At 61.8% G+C, this 22,292-nt stretch carries 22 protein-coding genes; 7 read left to right on the top strand and 15 right to left on the bottom strand.

What is annotated here, in order from left to right; all coding sequences use genetic code 11:
• Nucleotides 1-25: 25 nt before the first annotated feature.
• From JYP46_RS15745 to JYP46_RS15700, 10 genes are all read right to left on the bottom strand, one after another.
• A complete protein-coding gene (locus tag JYP46_RS15745) occupies nt 26-1,576 on the bottom strand; it encodes a TRAP transporter large permease (RefSeq protein WP_206548636.1) in 1,551 nt (516 codons plus the stop codon).
• On the bottom strand, nt 1,573-2,085 hold the full coding sequence (locus JYP46_RS15740) for a TRAP transporter small permease subunit (RefSeq protein ID WP_224873329.1): 513 nt from the start codon (nt 2,083-2,085) through the stop codon (nt 1,573-1,575). The genes JYP46_RS15745 and JYP46_RS15740 overlap by 4 nt, the downstream gene beginning before the upstream one ends.
• 229 nt (nt 2,086-2,314) lie before the next feature.
• Nucleotides 2,315-2,638: a hypothetical protein gene (locus JYP46_RS15735; RefSeq protein ID WP_113156944.1), complete on the bottom strand. Its 324-nt coding sequence runs from the start codon at nt 2,636-2,638 to the stop codon at nt 2,315-2,317.
• Between the two features lie 19 nt (nt 2,639-2,657).
• Entirely contained in the window at nt 2,658-3,353 is a 696-nt protein-coding gene (locus JYP46_RS15730; RefSeq protein WP_113156943.1) for an orotate phosphoribosyltransferase, read from the bottom strand.
• A 101-nt stretch (nt 3,354-3,454) separates the two neighbouring features.
• Nucleotides 3,455-4,750: a Zn-dependent hydrolase gene (locus tag JYP46_RS15725; RefSeq protein WP_206548635.1), complete on the bottom strand. Its 1,296-nt coding sequence runs from the start codon at nt 4,748-4,750 to the stop codon at nt 3,455-3,457.
• Nucleotides 4,747-5,691 (bottom strand): dihydroorotate dehydrogenase, encoded by a 945-nt coding sequence (locus tag JYP46_RS15720; protein WP_113156941.1) that lies wholly within the window; start codon nt 5,689-5,691, stop codon nt 4,747-4,749. Before JYP46_RS15720 ends, JYP46_RS15725 begins: the two co-directional genes overlap by 4 nt.
• Nucleotides 5,685-6,503 carry a dihydroorotate dehydrogenase electron transfer subunit gene (locus JYP46_RS15715; protein ID WP_206548634.1) on the bottom strand — a complete coding sequence of 273 codons (819 nt, stop codon included), beginning with the start codon at nt 6,501-6,503 and terminating at the stop codon, nt 5,685-5,687. Before JYP46_RS15715 ends, JYP46_RS15720 begins: the two co-directional genes overlap by 7 nt.
• Nucleotides 6,504-6,529: 26 nt before the next feature.
• Nucleotides 6,530-7,816, bottom strand: a complete 1,287-nt coding sequence (locus JYP46_RS15710) for a TRAP transporter large permease (RefSeq protein WP_206548633.1) — start codon at nt 7,814-7,816, stop codon at nt 6,530-6,532.
• Entirely contained in the window at nt 7,816-8,313 is a 498-nt protein-coding gene (locus JYP46_RS15705; protein ID WP_113156938.1) for a TRAP transporter small permease, read from the bottom strand. Before JYP46_RS15705 ends, JYP46_RS15710 begins: the two co-directional genes overlap by 1 nt.
• A 191-nt stretch (nt 8,314-8,504) precedes the next feature.
• Nucleotides 8,505-9,530, bottom strand: coding sequence for a TRAP transporter substrate-binding protein (locus tag JYP46_RS15700; protein WP_113156937.1), 1,026 nt, complete (start codon nt 9,528-9,530; stop codon nt 8,505-8,507).
• A 210-nt stretch (nt 9,531-9,740) separates the two neighbouring features.
• Between JYP46_RS15700 and JYP46_RS15695 the strand changes: the two genes are divergently transcribed.
• The 7 genes from JYP46_RS15695 (at nt 9,741) to JYP46_RS15665 (ending at nt 17,107) form a co-directional block, all read left to right on the top strand.
• Nucleotides 9,741-10,634, top strand: a complete 894-nt coding sequence (locus JYP46_RS15695; RefSeq protein ID WP_222474168.1) for a helix-turn-helix domain-containing protein — start codon at nt 9,741-9,743, stop codon at nt 10,632-10,634.
• 212 nt (nt 10,635-10,846) lie between these two features.
• A complete protein-coding gene (locus JYP46_RS15690) occupies nt 10,847-11,695 on the top strand; it encodes a phosphodiesterase (protein WP_206548632.1) in 849 nt (282 codons plus the stop codon).
• A 127-nt stretch (nt 11,696-11,822) separates the two neighbouring features.
• Entirely contained in the window at nt 11,823-13,151 is a 1,329-nt protein-coding gene (locus tag JYP46_RS15685) for an extracellular solute-binding protein (RefSeq protein ID WP_113156934.1), read from the top strand.
• A gap of 98 nt (nt 13,152-13,249) precedes the next feature.
• Complete coding sequence (locus JYP46_RS15680; protein ID WP_206548631.1) at nt 13,250-14,134, top strand: ABC transporter permease subunit; 885 nt, start codon at nt 13,250-13,252, stop codon at nt 14,132-14,134.
• 10 nt (nt 14,135-14,144) lie between these two features.
• A complete protein-coding gene (locus tag JYP46_RS15675; protein ID WP_113156932.1) occupies nt 14,145-15,062 on the top strand; it encodes an ABC transporter permease subunit in 918 nt (305 codons plus the stop codon).
• A 21-nt stretch (nt 15,063-15,083) separates the two neighbouring features.
• Nucleotides 15,084-16,253, top strand: a complete 1,170-nt coding sequence (gene ugpC / locus JYP46_RS15670) for a sn-glycerol-3-phosphate ABC transporter ATP-binding protein UgpC (protein ID WP_113156931.1) — start codon at nt 15,084-15,086, stop codon at nt 16,251-16,253.
• Complete coding sequence (locus JYP46_RS15665) at nt 16,250-17,107, top strand: endonuclease/exonuclease/phosphatase family protein (RefSeq protein WP_206548630.1); 858 nt, start codon at nt 16,250-16,252, stop codon at nt 17,105-17,107. The genes ugpC and JYP46_RS15665 overlap by 4 nt, the downstream gene beginning before the upstream one ends.
• Nucleotides 17,108-17,192: 85 nt before the next feature.
• Here JYP46_RS15665 and JYP46_RS15660 read toward each other — a convergent pair whose 3' ends face one another.
• The 5 genes from JYP46_RS15660 to JYP46_RS15640 all read right to left on the bottom strand — a co-directional run bounded on the left by JYP46_RS15660 (nt 17,193) and on the right by JYP46_RS15640 (nt 22,205).
• Nucleotides 17,193-17,939 (bottom strand): ABC transporter ATP-binding protein, encoded by a 747-nt coding sequence (locus JYP46_RS15660; protein WP_113156929.1) that lies wholly within the window; start codon nt 17,937-17,939, stop codon nt 17,193-17,195.
• Entirely contained in the window at nt 17,936-18,742 is an 807-nt protein-coding gene (locus tag JYP46_RS15655; protein ID WP_206548629.1) for an ATP-binding cassette domain-containing protein, read from the bottom strand. The genes JYP46_RS15660 and JYP46_RS15655 overlap by 4 nt, the downstream gene beginning before the upstream one ends.
• Nucleotides 18,739-19,596 (bottom strand): ABC transporter permease, encoded by an 858-nt coding sequence (locus JYP46_RS15650; protein WP_206548628.1) that lies wholly within the window; start codon nt 19,594-19,596, stop codon nt 18,739-18,741. Before JYP46_RS15650 ends, JYP46_RS15655 begins: the two co-directional genes overlap by 4 nt.
• Nucleotides 19,593-20,543: an ABC transporter permease gene (locus tag JYP46_RS15645; protein ID WP_222474182.1), complete on the bottom strand. Its 951-nt coding sequence runs from the start codon at nt 20,541-20,543 to the stop codon at nt 19,593-19,595. Before JYP46_RS15645 ends, JYP46_RS15650 begins: the two co-directional genes overlap by 4 nt.
• A gap of 147 nt (nt 20,544-20,690) precedes the next feature.
• A complete protein-coding gene (locus tag JYP46_RS15640; protein ID WP_113156926.1) occupies nt 20,691-22,205 on the bottom strand; it encodes an ABC transporter substrate-binding protein in 1,515 nt (504 codons plus the stop codon).
• Nucleotides 22,206-22,292 lie beyond the last annotated feature (87 nt).

Below are 22,292 nucleotides of genomic sequence, written 5' to 3'. Positions count from 1 at the left end.
GTCGGGGTTTCCTCCTGAACAACGACTATCTGAAGAGCATGTCCGGCAGCCATGTAACCACAGCCGGGAACGTGATGAGAAGCGCCAGAGCGATCAACTGAATGGCCACGAACGGGATTACCGAGCGGTAGATCTCCATGGTCGTGATGCTGCGCGGCGCAACCGAACGATAATAAAAGAGCGCGAAGCCAAAGGGCGGCGTCAGGAACGAGGTCTGCAGGTTCATTGCAAGCAGGACCGCAAACCAGACCGGAGAGAAATCCGTGGCCAGAATGGGCGCTCCCAAAAGCGGCACGACAATGTAGATGATCTCCACGGCTTCCAGAATGAAGCCAAGGAAGAACACGACCACCATGACGAGGGCGAGTGCGCCCCATTTGCCGCCCGGAACCTGCTCCAGAAAGCCGGCCACCAGCCCGTCGCCACCGAAACCGCGAAACACCAGCGACAGCATGGAAGCGGCGATGACAATGCCGAACACCATGCCGGAGATGCGCAGCGTATCAATGACGGCGGGCACGAGAACATCGGTTCTGAAAAGCCGCCAGCCGGCAAAGAGAACGCCAAAGCCGATCAACGCGCTGGCCAGAAGGCCGAGCAGGCCGGCCGGCGCGCCAAGGGTCGCTGGCGGCAGAAGACCGGTCGCGCGCAACACGACGAGAACGCCGCCGGCGATAACCGCGGCGATGATGAGCAGACGTCCCGCCGGTCCGATCTCGCCGCGCGTGAAGGCGGCAAGAAGGATCGTGCCAATCGCCCCCAGCCCGGCTGCCTCCGTGGTGGTGGCGACACCGCCGAGAATGGAGCCCAGAACGGCAACGATCAGGAGCAGCGGCGGCAGGAAGGTGCCGAGAATGCGGTTCAGCGGAACAGGCTTGCGCTCATCCTTTGCAACGGCTTTCTGCGCGCCGCGCAGCGTGAAGAGAATGTAGAGCCCGTAAAGCCCGACAAGCAGCAGGCCCGGCACAAGCGCACCGGCGAAGAGATCACCGACGGACACGGCGTCAGGCGCGAAATTACCCGCCTTCTGCTGCGCTTCCAGATAGGTGTTGCCGATCTGGTCGCCGAGCAGAACCAGCAGGATCGAGGGCGGGATGATCTGGCCGAGCGTGCCGCTGGCGCAGATGATGCCGCTCGACACGCGCGGCGAAACGCCGGCCTGAAGCATGGCGGGAAGGCTGACAAGCCCGAGCATGACCACGGTCGCGCCGACAATGCCCGTGGAAGCTGCGATCAGCGCGCTGAAAAGCAGGACGGAAAGGGCAAGCCCGCGCGGCGATGCGCCGAGCATGTCGCGCAGGACCTCAAGCATGCGTTCGGCGAGCTGCGAACGCTCCAGCACCACGCCCATCAGGATGAAAAGCGGTACGGCCATCAGAAGCGTGTTGCTCATCACACCCCAGACACGGCTGGGGAAGAAATCCAGGAAAGACAGGTCGAACGCGCCAAAGAAGCTGGCGATGACCGCAACGACGAAGGGCACGCCGGCAATGGCCAGCATGGCGGGAATGCCGCTCAGAATACCGGCGAAGAGCCCGACCAGCATCAGGCACAGAAACAGTTCCGAAAGGGTCATAGGCTTGGCTCGCCGTCGGCAGTGTGGTCGGCGCGCGGCTCAAGCACCATGGCGATGCCTTGCAGAATCATCATGGCAGCGCCCAGGGGCAGCGCCGTCTTCACGATGAAGAGGCCGGGCAGACCGCCGGTTTCCACAGACGCCTCGCGGATCGACCAGGAATAGGCAAGATCCGCCCAGTCGGCCCAGATGATGAGGCCGAACACCGGAACGAGAAACAGAAACACCGCCACTGCATCTGCAATGCGCGCATAGGCGGGTGAAAGGTTCTCGGAAAGCACCTCGACGCGCACATGGCCGCCCCGGCGCAGGCAAACCGGCACGGAGAAGATCAGAAGCACGGCGAAGGCGTAGGAAGCGAAGTCCTGCAGTTCGATGAAACCAATGCCAAAACCATAGCGCATCACGACGATGGCAAGCACGCTTGCCGTCAGGGCCAGGCAGGCAAGCACGCAAAAAGCCGTCGCCAGCCGGTCCAGCCCGGCGCAGAACCTTAAATACAAATGCAAAACCGGCTCCCATCCGAATTCCGGCGCGAAGCTAGCGCATGCGCCATGGAAAGGAAATGTCTATTCGCCCATGGTTGGGTACGCGATCACAGGGGATCGGCGAGGCCGCATGCGAGCGCGCACCAGGAGCGAGAAGGCTTTCGGGCCTTTTATAGGCGCCCACAACGAAAACACTCGCCGGAGAGGACCGGCGAGCGGATCGCATTCATGGACTTGAACGACTGTGCGCTTAGCTCTTGATCGTCGCGGCAAGCCGCGCGGAGGCCTTGTTCAGCGCTGCGAACTTTTCATCGTCAGAGCCGTCCTTATAGGCTGCATCGAGCGTGTTCACGATTTCGGAGAACAGCTCAAGCTCCTCGTCGGCAGCCGTCATGGTGAGCGGCTGGTCGTCATAGGCCTCGACGAAGCGCTGGGCGGCATAGGCGATCAGCAGGAGGGCGGCCGCATTTTCCGGCTCGCTGGTGATCCGCTGATGAGCCTTGACCGCGCAGCCTTCATAGGCACGAACGCTTCCGCCCTGCTCGTTCAGATCCTTCAAAAACGTATCAAACATGATCCAAGTCCTTTGGCATTTACTGCGGCAGTTCTGAAATGCCGCCGTGGTTCGCCGACCATACGGTCGGCGCATTCAGGAAGCTCTCGACCTCAGCGATCGTTTCCGGCGAAAAACGGTTTTCTTCCTTGCAGACGGCGAGCACATCCCACCACGTGGCGAGATGATGCAACCGCATGCCGGCGGCTTCAAGCCGCTTCGGCGTGTCTGGGAAGATGTCGTAGTAGAAAACGGCGAATGTGTCGGTGACCCGTGCGCCGGTGCGCGCGACCGCTTCGGCAAACTTGATCTTGCTGCCGCCGTCGGTGGTCAGATCCTCGACCAGAAGAACACGCGCGCCTTCGCTCAATGCGCCCTCGATCTGCGCATCGCGGCCAAAGCCTTTCGGCTTCTTGCGCACATACTGCATGGGAAGGCCCATCCGCTCGGAGAGCCATGCGGCAAAGGGAATGCCGGCCGTCTCGCCGCCCGCTATCGCGTCGAACTGCTCGAAGCCGACATTGCGGAAGATGATCGAGGCCGCGAAATCCATGATTGCGGCGCGAACGCGCGGATAGGAAATCAGCTTGCGGCAGTCGATATAGACCGGACTTGCAAGACCAGACGTAAACGTGAACGGCTGTTCGGCGCGAAAATGCACCGCCTCGATCTCCAGAAGCATGCGGGCGACCATCTGCGAAATGGCGGACTGGTCCGGGAAGGTGTTGGAGAACATGTCGTGGTCCTGTTCGTTGATCGGGCCTTTTCGCTAACAGCTATCTCCTGCCTGAGCCAGCCCGGCAATGCAGGGATTCGTTTCCATAAGAAACCGCACAGTCACTCCACCCCCGCAAGGAAAGCAAAGAGAATATCCACGCCGGCAAGGAAATCCTCGATCTCCATCGCTTCCTGGGGATTGTGGGAACCATTGCGGTTGCGCACGAACACCATGGCGGAAGGAACGCCGGCGGCGGCGAACACGGCAGCGTCGTGCCCGCCGCCGCTCGGCATGACGAAAGGCTCCTGTCCGACCTGGCGCATGGCTTCTTCAAGACCTGCGACGAGCCCCTTGTCGCACAGCGCCGGTTCGACACGAAGCTCTTCGCCCAGCTCGAAGCGGACCCGCCGGTCGCGCTCGATCTCGCGCATTTCGCTCGTCAGAAGCTTGCGCATCTCATCCAGCGTTTCGGGCTTCTGGCTGCGCATGTCGAGGCTGAAGGACACGCTGTCGGGAATGCGCGACATGGCGTGTTTTTCGGGATCGGTCGCCACGATGCCGCTCGTCAGCACCAGATCGTCGCCCTTGTTGAGGATCGTCGTCCAGCTCTCGTCGAGCCGCACCAGAAGATCCGCCATGGCGAGAACGGGATCGCGCCGATAGGCCTTGGGCACTGCGCCGGAATGACCGGCCTCACCGTAACAGGTGATGGAGCGGTAGCGGATATTGCCACGAATGCCGGAAACGGCGGCTGCGGGGATATTCTTGCCAATCAGCAGCGGCCCCTGCTCGATGTGGAGTTCGAGATAGGCCTCGATGCGGCTGACATCCATCAGCGGCTTGCCCGCGCGAATGTCTTCGACCGGCAGGCCGATATCGGCCATATGCGCTTCCAGCGTACGGCCGTCGCCCTTGTGCCGGGCTTCGATTTCAGGCGTTGCGAGTGTGCCGGTCAGCGCCTTGGAGCCGATATAGCACGGGCCGAACCAGGCGCTTTCCTCGCCGCGCATGGCAAGCACATGCACCGGCTTTGCAAAGCGGCGGCCTTCGCGCCGGGCGCGGATCAGGCAGACGAGACCCGCGACAACGCCGGCCAGCCCGTCGAAATTGCCGCCGAAGGGGACGCTGTCGACATGCGAGCCGACGACGACGAAACGCTCCGCGTCGCGGTCTTCGGGCAGCGAGAACCGGGCATTGCAGCCCGCGTCGTACCAGACCTCAAGCCCCTCGGCGCGCGCCACATTCTCAAGATATTCGAGTGTCCTGGTCTCGATCTCGGAGAAGGCCGGACGGCTGACGCCTTCGACATCGGGCGACATGTGCGCGATGTCGCCGAACAGACGCTCTGCAAGCGCACGGTCGGTCGCATGGGCGATCGCATGGCCGGGGGCGAAAGAGGCGGGCTGGGCGTTCATGGCGCTGCTTCCATGAAGACAACGGCCTCGTCCTGTTCGCCGTCGATCACGGACCCGACCAGTTCGCGCACGGAGGAAAGTCCCTGCCCTGCGAGCCAGTCTTCCAGCCCGTCGATCAGCGAGATCATGGCCGTGGGATGAATGAAGGTTGCGGTGCCGACCTGCACGGCGGATGCGCCGGCGATCAGATATTCGATCACGTCTTCAATGGTGGAGATACCACCGCAGCCGATGACCGGGATATTGGTCGCGCGGGCGCACTGATAGGCCATGCGAAGCGCAATGGGTTTCAGGCTCGGGCCGGACAGGCCGCCCATGAGATTGCCAAGCTTGGGCCGCCGCGTGTTGATGTCGATGGCCATGGACAGGATGGTGTTGGCCACCACCAGCGCATCGGCGCCGCCCTCTTCCGCAGCGCGCGCCACTTCGGACGTTTCGCCCGTGTTGGGCGTGAGCTTGGCCCAGAGCGGCAGGTCCGTCGCCGCGCGCAGCTTGCGCATCACGTCATGCGTGGAGGACGGACGAATGGCAAACGCCTTGCCGTCTTCCTCAATGTTCGGGCACGAGATGTTGACCTCGATGGCCGCGACGCCGGGAACGCTGACCTCGGAGCACAGGGTCGCGAATTCATCGGCCGTGTTGCCGGAAATGGAGACGACGAGCGGCGTCTCGTAATGGGCGTAGAACGGCACGACCTTTTCCAGAAACGCGCCAACACCCTTGCTCGGAATGCCGATGGAATTGAGCATTGAACCGTTCACTTCGCAGACGCGCGGCGTCGGATTGCCGTCGCGCCAGCCACGGGTGATTGTCTTGGTCACATGCGCGCCAAGCCGGTCCAGATCGAACACCTCCGCGAGATCTTCGGAGAAGGTGCCGGATGCCGGCATGATCGGGTTCTTGAGCTTGAGCCCGCCGATATCGACCGAAAGATCTACCATGCGATCGCCTCCATCATGTCGAAGACAGGGCCTTCGCGGCACACTCTGAGATGCACCTGCCGGTCGCCGCGATTGAACGGACGCACGCAGCAATGGCACATGCCGATGCCGCAGGCCATTTGCTGCTCAAGCGCGATCTGCCCGGGAATGCCATGACGTTCGCCGATGGTCTGCAAAAGCCGGAGCATGCGGTTTGAGCCACAGGTGTAGAACGCGTCGGCGCGGCCTGCCGCGACCAGCCCCTCGATAACCTGTTCCAGATTGCCCAGATCCGACGTGCCTTCCGCGTCGGTCAGGGTGATGACGTCTGCGCCCAGTGAGGCGAAATAGTCCGTCGACATCAGATAGTCGGGGTGGCGGGCACTACAAATCGCGGTGAGCTTCCGGCCAAGCCGATTGGCCTCCAGCGCAAGCGGAGCAAGCGTTGCAAGCCCCACACCGCGCGCCACCAGAACCAGGTTCTGCCAGTCGTCGGCAATGGTGAAGGGTTCGCCAAGCGGCCCCAGGACATTGAGCTTGTCGCCGAGCGCCAGCGTGGCCAGCGCGCGGGTGCCGGCGCCTGTGACCTTGTAGAGGAAATGCAGCTCTCCCTGATCGGGATAGAAGCCGTAAATGCTCATCGGGCGGCGCAGATAAGGCGTCTCGCCGCCCGCCTGCGGGCACAGGAGGTGAAAGAACTGGCCGGCACGGCAGCGCGCAAGAAGATCCTGCGGAGCGGCGAGCACCAGACGGCGATACTCGCCATTGACCGGGTCGTTGCTCTTCACGGAAAGCGGCAACTCGAATGCCTTGATCGACGGGACTGCGTCCATCGGCTCAATCCTTTCTGGAATCCCCGTCATCCGAACACCAGGTTCGGCAGGAAGGTGGAGATATCCGGCACGTATGTGATGATCGCGAGCACGATGAGGTTCGCGATGATGAAGGGCCAGAGGCCGGAGATGATCGTGAGCACCGGTTTCGACAGGGTCGAAGACGCCACGAAAATATCGAGCCCGAAGGGCGGCGTGATCATGCCAATGGAAATGTTCAGCGTGACGATCATGCCGAAATGGACAGGATCGATGCCGAGCGCCATGGCCACCGGATAGAGCGGCGGAACCAGAATCAGAAGCGCCGAGTTCGGGTCGATGAACATGCCCGCGATCAGGAAGCTGATATTGACGATCAGCAGGAACACGATCGGCCCGGCCTGGATCGCTTCCAGAAAGCCCGTGATGGCCGCCGGCACCTGCGCCAGCGTGATGAAGTAGGACAGGAGGCCGCCCATCGCCAGCAGGATGAAGATGATCGCGGTGGAGATCGCGGCGCGTTCGGTGATTGCAACCAGTTTGCGCCAGGTGAGCTCACGGAAGATCACGCCTTCAACGAAAATGGCGTAAACGACGCTGACGGCCGCCGCTTCTGTGGGCGTGAAATAGCCGCTGTAAATGCCGCCCAGAATGATGATCGGCATGCCGAGCGCCCAGCCGGCGTCCCGGACAGCGATGACGCGTTCTTTCCAGCTTGTGCGCGGACCGCGCTCAACGCCGGAGCGTCGCGCTTCGAGCGCCGCCATGATGGCGAAAGCCAGACCGAGCACCAGACCCACGGCGAGACCGCCGACAAACAGCTTGGCAACGGAGGTGCCCGTCATCCAGCCATAGATGATGAAGGTGATGGACGGCGGAATGAGCAGCGCCGTCTCGGCACTGGAAACGATCAGGCCGAGCGAGAATTTGTCGCTGAAGCCGGCCTTGCGCATTTCCGGGTAGACCATGCGGGCCATGGCCGCGACCGTGGCCGGTGCGGAACCGGAGACCGAGCCGAACGCCATGGAGCCGCCAATGGTGGTGTAGCCCATGCCGCCGCGCAGATGACCGACCAGCACCTTGACGAGACCTGTCAGGCGGCGGGCGATCTGCCCCTCGCCCATCAGCTCTGCAGCGAGGATGAAGAAGGGAATGGCCAGAAGCGTCGTGTGATTGATGCCGCCCAGGATCTTCTGAATAACCACCGGGTCAGGGAGGTTGCCGTAGAAGAATTCCTTGATCATGAGCGCCGGCACGCCCAGCACGAGAAACATCTCGAAACCGAGAACCAGCAGCACGACTGCGACGATGATGACGAGTGCGAAAAGGATCATTATTCCTCCGACGCCTGTCCGGCGAAACGATCGATGCGGCCGAAGAAGCTGAGCGCAAAGCGCAGAGCCATGAGCGCAAAACCGATTGTGGGCGCGAGATAAATCCAGAAGACCGGGATGTTCAGTGTCGGGCTCTTTTGGCCCATGCCGTAAACGAAGGCGGTCATCTGGTAGCCGAGCCAGACAAGATAGATGCAGAACACGAAGCCGACCGCGTCAATGATCTTTCTGATCGGCAGGCCAGTGGCCCGTGCGATCCGGTCGCGCCAGGTGTGAACACCGGCGTGACGCCCTTTCTCAAGGGCAAGGCCGACCGTGAGAAAGACGAGGAAAAGGCTCATCAGCCGCACGGCTTCTTCAACCCAGGCGAACTCGGAGGCGAAAGTGCCGCCAACCTGGCGCGCCAGCACATTCATGAAGTAGAGCGCGACCATGACAAGGAAGATGGAGACCGCTGCTATGCGCTCGGCTGTTCTGATGATGGCAAGTGCTTTCAAGGTCTCATTCCTTGGAAAAAGGGAACCGCTGCCGGGCTCACGGGGAGCCCGACATATGAAAGTCAATGCTTTGGTTCGGTGAAAGGCCGGGGCATTGGACCGTCAGGCGAAAACCGTTTTCGCTCGGCCCGATGCCCCGCAACAAGGTGGATCGCCAGTCGCGCCCGAATGGGCGCGGGGCGTATCCGTGCTTACTGCGCCGTGGCGGCCTCATATTCCTTCTCATAGACGGCGATCAGGTTCTCGCCCTCTTCACCGGCGCGCTCCACATAGGCTGCGCGACCGGCCGGATACATCTTGTCGCGGAACGCGGTCTTCTCGTCGGCGCTCATCTCGCGGATGTCGATGCCCGATGCCTTGATCTCTTCAAGTGCGGTGGCAACGGCCGCAGCCTTGTGAGCGATCAGCTCCGGGATGACTTCGTTGAACGTGTCGACAATGGTCTGCTGATGCTCCGCCGGCAGGCTTGCCCACCAGGCCGGGTTGAACAGGATCACGTCTTCCATCGCGCCATGGTCGGACAGGACGAGGTGCTTCTGCACTTCGTAGAACTTCATGCGCTGGATGGTGTCGAGCGGGTTCTCCTCGCCATCGACAACACCGGTCTGAAGGGCGGTGTAAAGCTCGCCGAACGGCAGGGCGATCGCCGATGCGCCAAGCGAATTGAACTGCTCGATCAGGATGTTGGAATCCATGACGCGGAACTTTTGGCCGGCAAAGTCTTCAAGGCTTGCGAGCGGCTTGGAAGAGGTGAAATTCTTCTTGCCGTTCGGCCACAGGCCGATGCAGGTCACGCCGCGCGAATTGAAGGATTCGCAAAGCGCCTCGCCAAACGCGCCGCCGCGGATTTCCTGCGCGGTCTCGTCATTGTCGGGGAGCAGGTACGGGATGTCCATGATCGAAACGGCGGGGTTGAAGCCACCGAGGAAAGCTGCCGGCGCGACGGTCGCCTCAAGCGTGCCGAGCTGGACGCCTTCGGTCATTTCGCGCTGCTGGCCGAGCTGGCCCTGCGGGAAGATCTGGAACTCGACCGCGCCATCGGTGCGCTCGTTCACGAGCTTGGCGACCTTGTCGAGGAACACGTGACGCGACTGCTGCGCCGATTCAAGATGACCGATCTTTGCAACGAAATCCGCCGCCCAGACGCCTGTCGCGAATGCCGCGCCAGCCACGCCCATAACGGTCGTTGCAGCCAGTTTACGAATGAGATGTTTCATTGTTCCGCCTCCATTGCTTTTTTGAAAAAGCAGCCTACGAGCCCAACCTTAGCCTGTCAACGGAATTCTCAAAAATGAGACGAATGGAACTTTCGTCCAATTAATGAGCTTTCCGTGCTTATTTGAGCATGTCCGTTGACAAGCCGATACAGGGCACCCGATAACGGAAGGAGTTGAAACTTGCGAGAAAAAAGCGTGTCACAGGGCGACTTGATCAGATTCAGCGACATTGGCGCCCGCCTGCGCGCTTACCGCCTCGGCAAAGGGCTTGCTCCCGACGAACTGGCAGAGAAGCTCGGTATCTCGCGCGCCGCTCTCTACCGCGCCGAAAAAGGCGAAATTCGCAAGATCGAGATGCTGACCAGCATCGCCGACGAGCTCGGCGTATCGCTGCCCAGCCTGATGGGCGTCGGCGTGGAATATGTGTCGAGCGCCATTGCCTTCTTTGAGCGCATGCGCCAGCTCGAAGATGACTGCCAGCAGGTGATCGGCCTGTTCAGCCCTGTCTCCTATCTCCTGACGTCTGACGCCTATGACGATGCGTTGCAGGAAGTGCTGCGGGAATCCGTGCCGCCGGAGGTCGATCCGGAAGGCCGTTCCGGAGAGGTGGTGGATGCGCTGATCGACATTTTGCGGGCGCGAAAGAAGGCGTTTCGCCTGCGCCGCCCGCTGATCGTCAGCCTGATCGCCTCGGCAGATCTGGAAGGGTTTCTGCTTCACGGCCTGATCGGCCGGCACGATTTGCCGCCGGACGTGGTGAACAAGCGCCGCATGCAGGCGCGCCGCGAGGCCGAGTACATTCTGACCATGCTGCGCGAGCAGCCCATCGGCATACAGATCGGCATCGTGCGCGAGCCGGTTCCGGCGACAAGTTTCCAGATATTCCGACAGCAGGACCGCTCGGTGCTGGCGATCAGCCCTTTCCGGCTGGGCGAACAGCCCAACATCCGCGTCGGGGTGGCGCTGATCACCTCCGCCCCGGAAGCCATGACGCTTCACGAGGATATCGCCGAAGGTCTTTGGGCTGATGCCCTGAAGGGCGACGAAGCCGCGAGTTATCTCGAAACCATGATCGAGAAATACGCGATCCCTGTGGACGCCTGAGGCGAGTCCAGCCTCCCCTCCGTGGATAAAGCCGACTGATTTTCAACAGCGCGCCCATGAAGAATGGGCGGGCAGCGACGCCTTGCGTCCGCCCTTCACATGCCTGTCGCCGAACTGCAAGAAATCTGTCAGCGGCGCGACACAGAGCGATGATACCCGGCTGCCAGGCGCCGATCAGGCTTCCTGTCATTTATCTCGCAAACGAGGCAGTCATGCTGAAATTCATCGTCATGAGCGATATCCACCTTTCGCCGGAAGGTGAGGCCACCAATGGCCTGGACACCACGAAGCGTCTTCAGGCCGCTATCGACAGCGCCAACACGAACCATGGCGACGCGGATTTCTGCATTTTCGCTGGCGATCTCGCCGACCGTGGCGAAGTCCCGGCATACGCCATTCTGGACCGCATGATCGACCAGCTGAAAATGCCGGTCGTCCTGACGCTCGGCAATCACGACCATCGCGACCGGTTCAAGGAAATCTTCGGCACGCTGCATGATGATGAGAACGGCCACATCCAGAAGGCCATCGACGTGAAAGGCTATCGCGTCATCGTCATCGATTCCAGCGAGCCGGAAATCGTCAGCGGCGTGCTCTGCGAACAGCGCCTTGCCTGGCTCGCCGAGCGACTGGAAGAAGCGCAGGATCGGCGGGTGATCATTGTCATGCATCACCATGCGAACGATCTTCACATGCCGGTCGACCAGATCAAGCTGCAGCAGTCCGAGGCGTTCCGCGACGTTTTGAAGACGCATCCCGATGTGCGTCAGGTGATCGCCGGCCATGTTCACCGCCCGACCACGGGCCTGTGGCACGGCATCCCGCTGACCACGATTTCGGGCAACCATTACGACGTCAACGCGCACCTGCCGGGCATGCCGGGCGAAGCGCTGCGCCTTGATGGCCCTGCACAGTATGCCGTCGTGCTGGCCGATGAAAACAGCACGCTCGTGCACTTCCACGACTACATTCACCGTCATGCAGAGATGGCCGACGGCCTGTTCCGCCGGCGTCGCAAACATGCGGAAGAGACCGCAGAGCGCGAAAAAGTGGCTGGCTAAGCAAGTCTGCCCACAGCTTTCAAATAACCTTCATGATGCGGTCACCCAGCTGTCAAGGCGCGCCGATAGCCAAGGCGCGACCGGCAACGGAGCCGGCGACCGCTCCTTTCCCATGTGAGAGAAAAAGATGCAGAAGAAACTCATCGCAAGCACGCTCGCGCTTTTGGCTCTGACGACGTCAGCCATGGCCGAGAAGGTGAAATTTGAATACTGGTACGGCCTCACCGGTCAGCTTGGCGAACAGGTTCAGGCGACCTGCGACCGCTTCAACGCTTCCCAGGACAAGTATGAGATCAGCTGCGTCAGCCAGGGCGATTACGCCACGGCGCTGCAGAACACGATCGCCGCTTTCCGCGCCAAGAAGCACCCGACCATCGTGCAGGGCGTCGAGGTCTCCACGCCCGACCTGATGCTCTCCGGTCAGGTTTACCCGGCTTACAAGCTGATGGAAGACAACGGTTTCGAGATCGACTGGGATTCCTATTTCCCGGGCATCGCCAACTATTATGCGGATTCCGACGGTCGCCTCTGGTCCATGCCGTTCAACTCCTCCACGGCAATGATGTACTGGAACGTCGACGCCTACAAATCCATCGGCCGCGACGAAGCACCGAAGACCTGGGAAGAGTATGAGCAGGTTCTGCGCGAGCTGAAGGAAGCCGGCAACGCCTGCCCGTCGGGCTACGCACCGTCTTCGTGGGTCGATCTCGAGCAGTTCTCCATGGTTCATGGCGAGCCGATCGCGACCAAGAACAACGGTTATGACGGCCTCGACGCCGAAGTCGTGTTCAACAAGACGCTTCATGCCAAGCACATGAAGGACATCAAGCGCTGGATCGACGAGGGCCTTCTGGTCATCAAGACGCGCGAAACCGGCCTTTCCACCCGTGACGCCTTCGCCGCCGGCGAGTGCGCGCACTTCTTCGGCTCCATCGCCAGCCACCAGGCCGTGACCGAGCAGGTCGACGAGGGCTTTGCATGGGACGTGGCCATGCTGCCGGTCTATGAAGGCACCGAGCGCAAGAACTCGGTCGTGGGCGGTGCGTCGCTCTGGACGCTTTCCGGCAAGACCGAAGACCAGTATCGCGGCGCTGCCGAGTACTTCAAGTTCCTCGCCAAGCCGGAATCGGCAGAGTTCTGGAGCACGGTCACGGGCTACATCCCGGTGACGGATGAAGGCTTCGACTATCTGGTCGAAAAAGGCTTCTACAGCGAGCGCCCCTACAAGGGCCGCGACAAGGCGATTGAATCGCTCACCTACACGCCGGTCACCCCGCTGACCCGCGGCATCCGCCTCGGCAACTTCGTCCAGATCCGCGCCGAGTGGACCTCCCAGATGCAGGCTGTCCTGAGCGGTCAGAAGACCCCGCAGGAAGCTCTGGACGACGCCGTCGACCGCTCCAACAAGACGCTGCGCAAGTTCGAGCGCACCTATAACGGCAAGACGCTTCCCTGAAGCCGAACCGTCAACGCCTGCGCCACGGCTGCCTCCCGGCCGTGGCGCATTTCGTTGCCGTGTGACCTTCAGCGACCAACGCAACCCCCGGAACGTCCATGCAAAAGCGCGCTTATTTCAAGGCCAACTGGCTGGCCTATCTCTTCATTGCCCCCCAGTTGCTGATCATCTTCGTGTTCTTCTACTGGCCGGCATCCCAGGCCATGTACTGGGCCTTCACCCTCGAGCAGCCCTTTGGCGGCGGCAACCAGTGGGTCGGGCTCGACAATTTCCGCGCCGTCTTCTCCGACGAAACCTACTGGGCATCGATCTGGCGCAGCATCGTCTTTGCCGCGCTCTCGACCGGCCTCGCCATGTCCATGGCGCTTGTTCTGGCGCTCTTTGCCGACCGGCAGCTGCGTGGCTATCGTTTCTTCCGCGTCGGCATGATCTGGCCCTACGCCATCGCCGCACCGGCCGCCGCACTCGCGTTCCGCTTTCTCTTCAATCCGCAGTCCGGCGTCTTCGCCTATCTGAACACGCTTTCTCCGGGCCTGTGGAACCCCGCGCTCTCCGGCGTTGATGCCATGACCGCGATCATCATCACGCAGGCCTGGAAGCAGGTCTCCTACTCCTTCATCTTCTTCCTTGCAGGTCTTCAGTCCATTCCGCGCTCGCTGATCGAGGCGGGCTCCATGGACGGTGCGCGCGTGATGCGCCGCATGCTCGACCTGCAGCTCCCGCTGCTCGCGCCGACCATCTTCTTCCTGCTGGTCATCAACATGACGGATTCCTTCACGGACTCCTTCGGCATCGTCGACATTCTCACCGAGGGCGGTCCCGCCCGCGCGACCGAGCTGATGGTCTACAAGATCTATGTCGATGGCTTCCAGGGGCTCGATTATTCGGGCGCGGCCGCGCAGTCGCTGGTTCTGATGGCGCTCGTCATCCTCATGACCTTCTTCCAGTTCCGCTTCATCGAACGCCGCGTGCACTACACGTGAGGAGCCAGACATGATCGAACGCACCCCCCTCCTCAACATTGTCACCCACGCGGTCCTGATCTTCGGCGCGCTTCTGCTCGCCGTGCCGATCTGGCTCTCCTTCGTCGCCGCCACGCTGACGGTCGCCGAGGTGAACTCGCCCAATGTGCATTACCTGCCGGGCGGCGAGTTATGGAACAACCTCACCGCCGCCTGGACCCGCGCCGATTTCGGCGTGAAGTTCATGAACTCGATGATCGTCGCCATCGCGGTGGTGATCGGCAAGGTGGCGATCTCCGCCATCAGCGCCTTCTCCATCGTGTTCTTCAACTATCGCCTGCGCATGGTGTTCTTCTGGGTGATCTTCATCACCCTGATGCTGCCGCTGGAAGTGCGCATCGTGCCCACCTATGCAGTGGCTGCAAACGCGCTCTACCCGTTCCAGGCGATCCTCGACTTCACCGGCATCAGCTGGCTCATCGCGCAGTTTTCGGGCGTCGAACTCTCGCTCGAATGGAACATGCTGAACTCCTACACCGGCCTGATCCTGCCTCTGGTGGCAACGGCCACCGGCACGTTCCTCTACCGTCAGTTCTTCCTGACCATTCCCGATGAACTGGTGGAAGCGGCCAAAATGGATGGCTCCGGCCCGTTCCGCTTCTTCTTCGAAGTGCTTCTGCCGCTTTCGCGCACCAACATCGCAGCACTTGCAACCATCATGTTCGTCTATGCGTGGAACCAGTATCTCTGGCCACTTCTGATCATTACCGACCGGGCGAACTATTCCACCGTGGTGATGGAACTGCGCCGCCTCATTCCCGGACCCGACGCCATTGCTGACTGGAATGTCGCCATGGCCGGAACGCTGATCGTGATGCTCCCGCCCCTGCTGGTCGTCATCCTGATGCAGCGCTGGTTCGTGCGCGGCCTCATCAGCACCGAAAAATAACCTCTCAGGAGAGATTGAATCATGGCCGATATCGATATTCGCAAGGTCGAGAAATTCTACGGAAAGAACCAGGTCGTGCACGGCGTCGACCTCAACATTCAGGATGGCGAGTTCATCGTCATTCTGGGCCCTTCAGGCTGCGGCAAGTCCACGCTTCTGCGCATGATTGCCGGGCTTGAAGAGATCAGCAATGGCGAGATCTCCATCGAAAACACGGTGGTGAACCAGCTCGAGCCGCGTGAGCGCGGCTGCGCGATGGTGTTCCAGAACTACGCGCTTTATCCGCACATGACCGTGGCGCAGAACATCGGCTACGCGCTGAAGGTCGGCGGCATGCGCAAGGCGGAGCGGATGCAGAAGGTGGAAGCCACGGCAAAGAGCCTCGGCCTCGACCAGCTGCTCGACCGCAAGCCGGCGCAGCTTTCGGGTGGTCAGCGCCAGCGTGTCGCCATGGGCCGGGCCATCGTGCGCGAGCCGAAAGTCTTCCTGTTCGACGAACCGCTTTCCAACCTCGACGCCAAGCTGCGCGTGCAGATGCGCCTTGAAATCCGTCGCCTCCATCGCACGCTCAAGGCAACTTCGGTCTTCGTGACGCATGATCAGGTGGAAGCCATGTCGCTTGCCGACCGTCTGGTGGTGATGAATGCAGGCCGGATCGAGCAGGTCGGCACGCCCGAAGAGGTCTATCACGCGCCGGCCAGCATCTATGTCGGCGGCTTCATCGGCTCCCCGGCCATGAACTTCCTGCCCTGTGGCGTGTCGGACTGCGGCACCTTCGCCGTGATCGACAACACCAGTTTCCGCCTGCCCGTGGACCCGGAAATCGGCCGGACCATTGCCGGCCAGTCGGTGATTGTCGGCCTGCGGCCGGAAGATCTGAAGATCGCGCCCGAAGCCAACGACCCGAACCTTCTGACCGTTGCATTCGACTTCTCCGAAGAACAGGGCAGCGGCCGGCTGATGCATGGCCGTCTCGCCGGTCGTGATTTCGTGCTGCACTCCGCCGGACGTCATCACCCCGCGCCCGGCGCGCCCTGCTCGCTCGCCATCGGCGCAGAGAGCGTTCACCTGTTCGACCCGACCACCGAGAAGCGCATCACGGTCGCGGGCGCGAAAACCGGCCAGACGGGCACCCTGCCCGCAGCCTTTCAGAAAACCAGCGACGTCACCGTTTCCGGAGCCATTCAATGAAACTCGTCAGCTACAACATCCAGTATTCCAAGGGTAAGGACGAGCAGTTCGACCTTGATCGCATTGTTTCGGAAATCGAGGGTGCGGACCTGATCGCCCTGCAGGAAGTGGAAACCTACTTCCCGCGCACCGGGCTTGTGCATCAGGCGCAGGAAATCGGCGCGCGCCTGCCGGGTTATCACTGGGTCTATGGACCGGGCATCGACATCGACGCCTCCATCGTCGGCGACGACGGCACGGTTACCCAACGTCGTCGTCAGGTCGGCAACATGGTGCTCTCGCGCTGGCCGATCCTGTCGTCCATGAACCATCTTCTGCCCAAGATGGCGCTGACGAACCAGTATCACCAGCAGCGTGCGCTGATCGAAACGGTGGTCGACACGGATATGGGGCCGCTGCGCTTCTGCTCCGTGCATTTCGATCACATTGGCCCGCAGACGCGGCTGCCGCAGGTGCATCAGGCGATGGACCTGCTCCTGAACGCCGCACATCGCGGCTCTGCCTGGGGCGGAAACATCGCTGGCGACTGGTACGAAATCCCGCCGCCGCCCGCGCCCGAGCGCACCATCGTGATGGGTGATTTCAACTTCACCTCCGACAGCGAGGAATACGCCCTCCTGATCGGTGACCGCGTCGAGAGGCACGGACGCCTCGTGCAGGATGGCGGTTTCACCGATGCATGGGTGGCAGCCGGCAATGACGAGGATGAAGGCGTGAGCTTCATCGGCTCGGGCGAGCGCATCGACCATTGCGTGGTGAGCAGCAGCATGGCCGGTAGCGTCAAGCGTGCCTGGATCGACATGGATGCGCAGGGCTCTGACCACCAGCCGCTATGGGTCGAGATCGACCAATAAAGCATTTTGCAGTCAGGTGGCATCACCTGACGCCCGCAAAAATGCGTGAAAACAGATAGATAGAGCGTTTTTGGCGGGTGCCGGCTCAGGCCGGCATCCGCGGAACGCTCGCAAGCAGCTTCTGCGTATAGGGGTGCGCGGGGTTCGCCAGAATGTCGGCGGTCTTGCCGCTTTCGACGACACGCCCCTTCTGCAGAATGACAATCTCTTCGCAAAGGGCGGCGACAACCGCCAGATCATGTGAAACGAGCAGGATCGTCATGTCTGCCGACAGCGCTTTCAGAAGATCGACAATACGGGCGCGTGTCGACAGGTCGAGTGCGCTCACCGCCTCATCGGCCAGAATGAGCTGCGGACGCGCCACGATGGCGCGCGCAATGGCGATGCGCTGACGCTGACCACCGGAAAATTCATGCGGATAGCGGTCGATGGCGTCTGCTGGCAGTCCGACATCGTGGATCGCCTTTTCAATCGCCTCCTGATGAGACCCCGGAATGCGCAGCGCCCGCAACGGTTCGGCGATGATCGACTGCACCTTCTGGCGCGGGTCGAGCGAGGAATAGGGATCCTGAAAGACAGCCTGAACCGCCTTGCGATAATCGCGCATAAAGGCGCGGTTGCCGGGGTTGAGTTCGGCGTCGCCGAACTGAATGCGCCCGCTTGTGGGACGCGCGAGCCCAAGGAGCAGTTTCAGGATGGTGGACTTGCCGGAGCCGGATTCGCCCACCAACCCCACATTCACGCCGGGGCGAAGGCTGAACGAAACATCGTGCAGAACCTGCTGTTTGCGCGAATAGCCAAAGGCAACATTGTCGAGTGAAATCAGGCTCATCGTGACGGTCCCAGCGCCTTGTCGAACGCGGTGGCCGCATCGACCAGAGAACGCGTATAATCGTGTTTAGGCGCATCGAACACGGCATGAACCTGCCCCTGCTCGATCACCTCGCCACGGCGCAGCACGATGACGTTTTCCGTCACCCGCGCCACCACCGGCAGATCATGGCTGATGAAGAGAAGCGCCATGCCGTCCTCGCGCACCAGACCGGACAGGAGATCGAGAATCTCCACCTGCGTGGTGACGTCGAGCGCCGTGGTTGGTTCGTCCGCGATCAGCAGTTTCGGGCGACAGGCGAGCGCCATGGCAATGGCCACGCGCTGCCGCTGACCACCCGAAATCTCGTAAGGGTATGATTTCACGATCCGGTCGATGTCGGGAAGCGACACGCGCTCAAGCAGCGAACGCACCTCGCGGGCAACGGCTGCGCGGTCGACCGTTTCGCCTGCGCGGCGATGCCGGCGGATGACCGGTTCGGCAACCTGCCGGCCCACCTTCATCAGCGGATTGAGCGCGGTGAGCGGTTCCTGAAACACGGTTGCCGCCGCTGCGCCACGCAGGGCGATCATCGCGCTTTCGGAGGCTCCCACCACCTCGTGACCATCGAGTTTGATGGAGCCCTGAACCCGGAACCCACGCGGCAGGAGGCCGATGGTGGCGAGTGCGGTGAGCGACTTGCCGGAACCGGATTCACCGATCAGGCCAAGCCGTTCGCCGGGCGCGATGGAGAAGGAGACGTCGGAAACCAGCGTCTGACCGCCAGTGCTGAGCGTCAGGCCGCGAATGTCGAGAAGGCTCATTGCCGGCCCCTCCGGGTCGGGTCGCCCGCTTCGCGCAGACCATCGGCCAGAAGGTTCATGCCGATCACCAGCGTGACCAGCGCGATGCCCGGCGCAATGGCGCCAAAGGGCGCGGTGTAGACTGTGCCCTGCGCCTCCTGAAGGAGACGGCCCCACGAGGCGTTGGGCGGCGGTGCGCCAAGGCCGAGATAGGATAGCGATGCCTCTGCGATGACGGCGAGGCCGAACTGGAGCGCAAAGTTCACCGCCAGCATCGGCCAGATGTTGGGCAGGAGATGGCGGAAGACGATGCTTGGCCACGACGCTCCTGCCGTGCGCGCCGCGGTGATGTAATCCATCGACAGGATGCGCTTGGCGAGAATGCGGGTCAGCCTTGCAACAATGGCTGAAATGGCGATGCCCAGCGCCAGCGTGGCGGAGAACAGGCTCGCGCTTTCGGTTGCCGCCACCACAAGCATGGCCAGAAGCAGTGTCGGGAAGGCGATCAGAATGTCGAACGCCGCTGCCAGAATGTCATCCAGATAACGTGTGGCGAAGGCCGACAGAACGCCAAGCGTGACGCCGATTGTCGCCGCAATGGCCACCGCGCCGAAACCGACGATCAGCGCGATGCGCGAGCCGATCATGATCTGCGTGAAGAGATCGCGGCCAAGCCGGTCCGTGCCCGCCCAGTGCGCCCAGGATGGCGCTTCCAGCCGTCCGCCGGTCATGCCCGTGGGATCGTAGGGCGTCCACACCAGCGTGAGGAGCGCCACCGTCACATGCATGCCGACGAGGAAAAGTCCGATGTTGAGGGTGAGCGACCGACGCGAAAGGCGCGGTCGGGCTGCTGCCGTTTCCACCTGTCCGCTCATGAGCGCGCTCCCCGGCTCTCACGCAGTCTCGGATCGACCAGCCGCTGCCCGAGATCGGCAAGGAAGCCGATCAGCAGAACGAGCAGGGTCGAGATGAAGAGAACGCCCTGAATGTTCGGATAATCGCGCTGCTCGATGGCAAGCAGCAGCATGGAGCCGAGACCCGGCAGGTTGAACACCCGCTCGACCACCACCGCGCCCAGAAGGGCGGTTGCAAGCTCGATGCCGAGGATCGACATGACCGGTACCGCGCCATTGCGAATGCCGTGGCGCACCAGCGCTTCGGAAAAACCGGAGCCGAGCGCGCGCGCCGTGCGCAGATAGTCACTGCCCAGCACATCCTGCGTGGCGGAGCGCACATAGCGAAGAAGCGAGGCTGACATCACGATTGCGATGGTGAGGATCGGCAGAAACAGGGTGCGCAGCGCCTCGACCGGCGTATCCCAGCCACGCGGCGGAAAGCCGCCGGAGGGGAACAAGCGCAGATTGACGGCGAACAGCGTGACCAGAAGAATGCCCACCCAGAAAACGGGAATGGCGATGCCGAGCTGCGAGACGACCGAGATGGCGGCGCCATACCAGCGGTCGGCCTTGACCGCCGAGAGGATGCCGAGCGGCAGGGCGATGACAAGCGCCAGCAGGAACGACAGCACGGTCAGCGGCAGCGTGACGGCAAGCCGGTCCATGATTTCGGGCAGCACCGGCGTGCGGCTGACGAAGGACGTGCCGAGGTCGAAACGCACCAGGCTGGTGATGAACTGGAGGAATTGCTGGGCAAGCGGCAGATCGGAGCCGACCTGCCGCCGCGCGGCTGCAATCTGCGCCTCGTCGGCGCCCACGGAGATCAGCGAATTCGCCGGATCACCGGGCAGAAGCCTGAGCAGTATGAAGAGAACCACACAGGCCGCCAGAAGCGAGAAGAACAGAATGGCAAGCCGCCGGGCGATATAAACGAGGATCGGAGCCTCCCTCAGAGCAATTCCAGAAAAATCAGAACCGGTTTTTCCGTTCGGAACTGCAAAAGTCAAACGCCTTAACCGGCTCATCGTCACTTTCGCACGATGAACCGGCTTCGTAGCGGCTTGCCTTGGCGGCTATCGAGCCTGCTTGGCGATATCGTATGCGAAGAACTGCGAGTTCAGGCCATTGACCGGATACCCGCTGACCGACGCGGTCGATACCACAATCTGCGGGTAAAGATAGAGCCATCCGCTGGCTGCATCCTCGGCGATGATGCGGTTTGCTTCCGTGAGCTTTTCATCGCGCTCTGCCTCGGAACCGCTCGCCTCTGCCGATGCGATCAGTTCCACCACCTGCGGGTTGTTATAGCCCCAGTAGAAGTTCGGATTGCCGTAGAACACGATGTCGCGGTGGTTCACGTGTTCCTGCAGCGTCGCCTGGAAATCATGCGCCTGGTAGATCTTCGTGTACCACTCATTGGCGGTGATGATGTTGATGTTCACCTTGATGCCGACCTTGGCCAGCTCATTCTGCAGGAACTGGGCGACGATCGGGTGCGGGTCGTAGTTCGGCGTATCAAGCGTGAAGGTGAAGCCATCCGCATAGCCGGCTTCGGCCAGCAGCGCCTTTGCGCTTTCCGGATCGTAGGCGTCGACATCGTTCAGGTCGACATACCACGGGTCCGTCGGCGGTACGAAGGAGCCGATCAGCGTGCCGTATTCGCCCCAGATGGAGTTCAGCAGGCGCTTGCGGTCGATGGCGCGGGCCACGGCCTTGCGCACCTTCACATTGTCGAAGGGCGCGACGCGGTCGTTATAGGCGAGCACTTCCTTGGTGGTGGACTGACCATCCGTCACGACGAAGGACGGATTGTCCTGGAACTGCATCAGCGAATCCGGGCTCTGCACGCTGGTGATGATGTCCACCGCGCCGGTCAGAAGCGCATTGTTGAGGGCGGTCGCCTCCTTGAAATAGGAGAAGGTCACGCCGCCATTCTTCGGCTTCTCGCCCCAGTAGTTCTCGTAGGGCGACAGCGTGATGCTGGAACCGCGCCGCCAGTTGTCGAGCTTGTAGGGGCCGGTGCCGTCCTCGCCCGAGGTCAGGTCCTTGGCCGCATCGTTGACGATCCAGACATAGCTCAGATTGTAGGGCAGCGAGATGGAGCGCTCCTTGAGGGTGACGACAACGGTGTTGTCATCCTTCGCCTCAATGCTCTCAATGTTTGCCAGCGTGCGCTTGCGCGAGCTCTGCGAGCCCTCCGCCGTGACGCGCTCGATGCTGGATTTCACATCGGCTGCGGTCAGCGGATCGCCGGAATGGAAGGTCACATCCGGCTGCAGCGTGAACGTGTAGGTGAGACCGTCCTCGCTCATCTCGAAACCGGAAGCGAGCTTTGCGACCACATCGCCGTCATCGGTGAGCTGGAACAGGCCCTCATAGACATTGCCGTTGAAGGCTTCGTTGATGCCCTGCCCGGCGCCCGCCGTGTTGTCGAGGTTCTGCGGCTCATAGAGCGAGCCGACGCGAATGACGGCGGACGGGTCCGCATTGTCCTGCGCCATGGCCCCGGTCGCGCCCCAAAGGGCAAAAGCCACCGTGATTGTCAGGCTGCGGAAGCCCAGACCCGTCTCTTTCAGCGATGCTGTCATCTTGCTTGTCCTTTGCACTTTCTAACCCGCGACGCCTGCTCCATCAAAGGTCGCCTCAAGGGTCGCCCTTTGAGGATGGCATCGGAG

The organism is Nitratireductor aquimarinus (genome assembly GCF_017255295.1).
Taxonomy (GTDB): Bacteria; Pseudomonadota; Alphaproteobacteria; order Rhizobiales; family Rhizobiaceae; genus Nitratireductor; species Nitratireductor aquimarinus.
This window is presented reverse-complemented; position numbering and strand designations above follow the sequence as displayed.

Excerpts from the sequence above, each read along its gene's own strand:
- JYP46_RS15745 (WP_206548636.1), bottom strand. The coding sequence starts at position 1,576 with ATGACCCTTTCGGAACTGTTTCTGTGCCTGATGCTGGTCGGGCTCTTC.
- JYP46_RS15735 (WP_113156944.1), bottom strand. The coding sequence starts at position 2,638 with ATGTTTGATACGTTTTTGAAGGATCTGAACGAGCAGGGCGGAAGCGTT.
- JYP46_RS15730 (WP_113156943.1), bottom strand. The coding sequence starts at position 3,353 with ATGTTCTCCAACACCTTCCCGGACCAGTCCGCCATTTCGCAGATGGTC.
- JYP46_RS15725 (WP_206548635.1), bottom strand. The coding sequence starts at position 4,750 with ATGAACGCCCAGCCCGCCTCTTTCGCCCCCGGCCATGCGATCGCCCAT.
- JYP46_RS15720 (WP_113156941.1), bottom strand. The coding sequence starts at position 5,691 with ATGGTAGATCTTTCGGTCGATATCGGCGGGCTCAAGCTCAAGAACCCG.
- JYP46_RS15715 (WP_206548634.1), bottom strand. The coding sequence starts at position 6,503 with ATGGACGCAGTCCCGTCGATCAAGGCATTCGAGTTGCCGCTTTCCGTG.
- JYP46_RS15710 (WP_206548633.1), bottom strand. The coding sequence starts at position 7,816 with ATGATCCTTTTCGCACTCGTCATCATCGTCGCAGTCGTGCTGCTGGTT.
- JYP46_RS15700 (WP_113156937.1), bottom strand. The coding sequence starts at position 9,530 with ATGAAACATCTCATTCGTAAACTGGCTGCAACGACCGTTATGGGCGTG.
- JYP46_RS15690 (WP_206548632.1), top strand. The coding sequence starts at position 10,847 with ATGCTGAAATTCATCGTCATGAGCGATATCCACCTTTCGCCGGAAGGT.
- JYP46_RS15685 (WP_113156934.1), top strand. The coding sequence starts at position 11,823 with ATGCAGAAGAAACTCATCGCAAGCACGCTCGCGCTTTTGGCTCTGACG.
- JYP46_RS15680 (WP_206548631.1), top strand. The coding sequence starts at position 13,250 with ATGCAAAAGCGCGCTTATTTCAAGGCCAACTGGCTGGCCTATCTCTTC.
- JYP46_RS15675 (WP_113156932.1), top strand. The coding sequence starts at position 14,145 with ATGATCGAACGCACCCCCCTCCTCAACATTGTCACCCACGCGGTCCTG.
- ugpC (WP_113156931.1), top strand. The coding sequence starts at position 15,084 with ATGGCCGATATCGATATTCGCAAGGTCGAGAAATTCTACGGAAAGAAC.
- JYP46_RS15665 (WP_206548630.1), top strand. The coding sequence starts at position 16,250 with ATGAAACTCGTCAGCTACAACATCCAGTATTCCAAGGGTAAGGACGAG.
- JYP46_RS15660 (WP_113156929.1), bottom strand. The coding sequence starts at position 17,939 with ATGAGCCTGATTTCACTCGACAATGTTGCCTTTGGCTATTCGCGCAAA.
- JYP46_RS15655 (WP_206548629.1), bottom strand. The coding sequence starts at position 18,742 with ATGAGCCTTCTCGACATTCGCGGCCTGACGCTCAGCACTGGCGGTCAG.
- JYP46_RS15650 (WP_206548628.1), bottom strand. The coding sequence starts at position 19,596 with ATGAGCGGACAGGTGGAAACGGCAGCAGCCCGACCGCGCCTTTCGCGT.
- JYP46_RS15640 (WP_113156926.1), bottom strand. The coding sequence starts at position 22,205 with ATGACAGCATCGCTGAAAGAGACGGGTCTGGGCTTCCGCAGCCTGACA.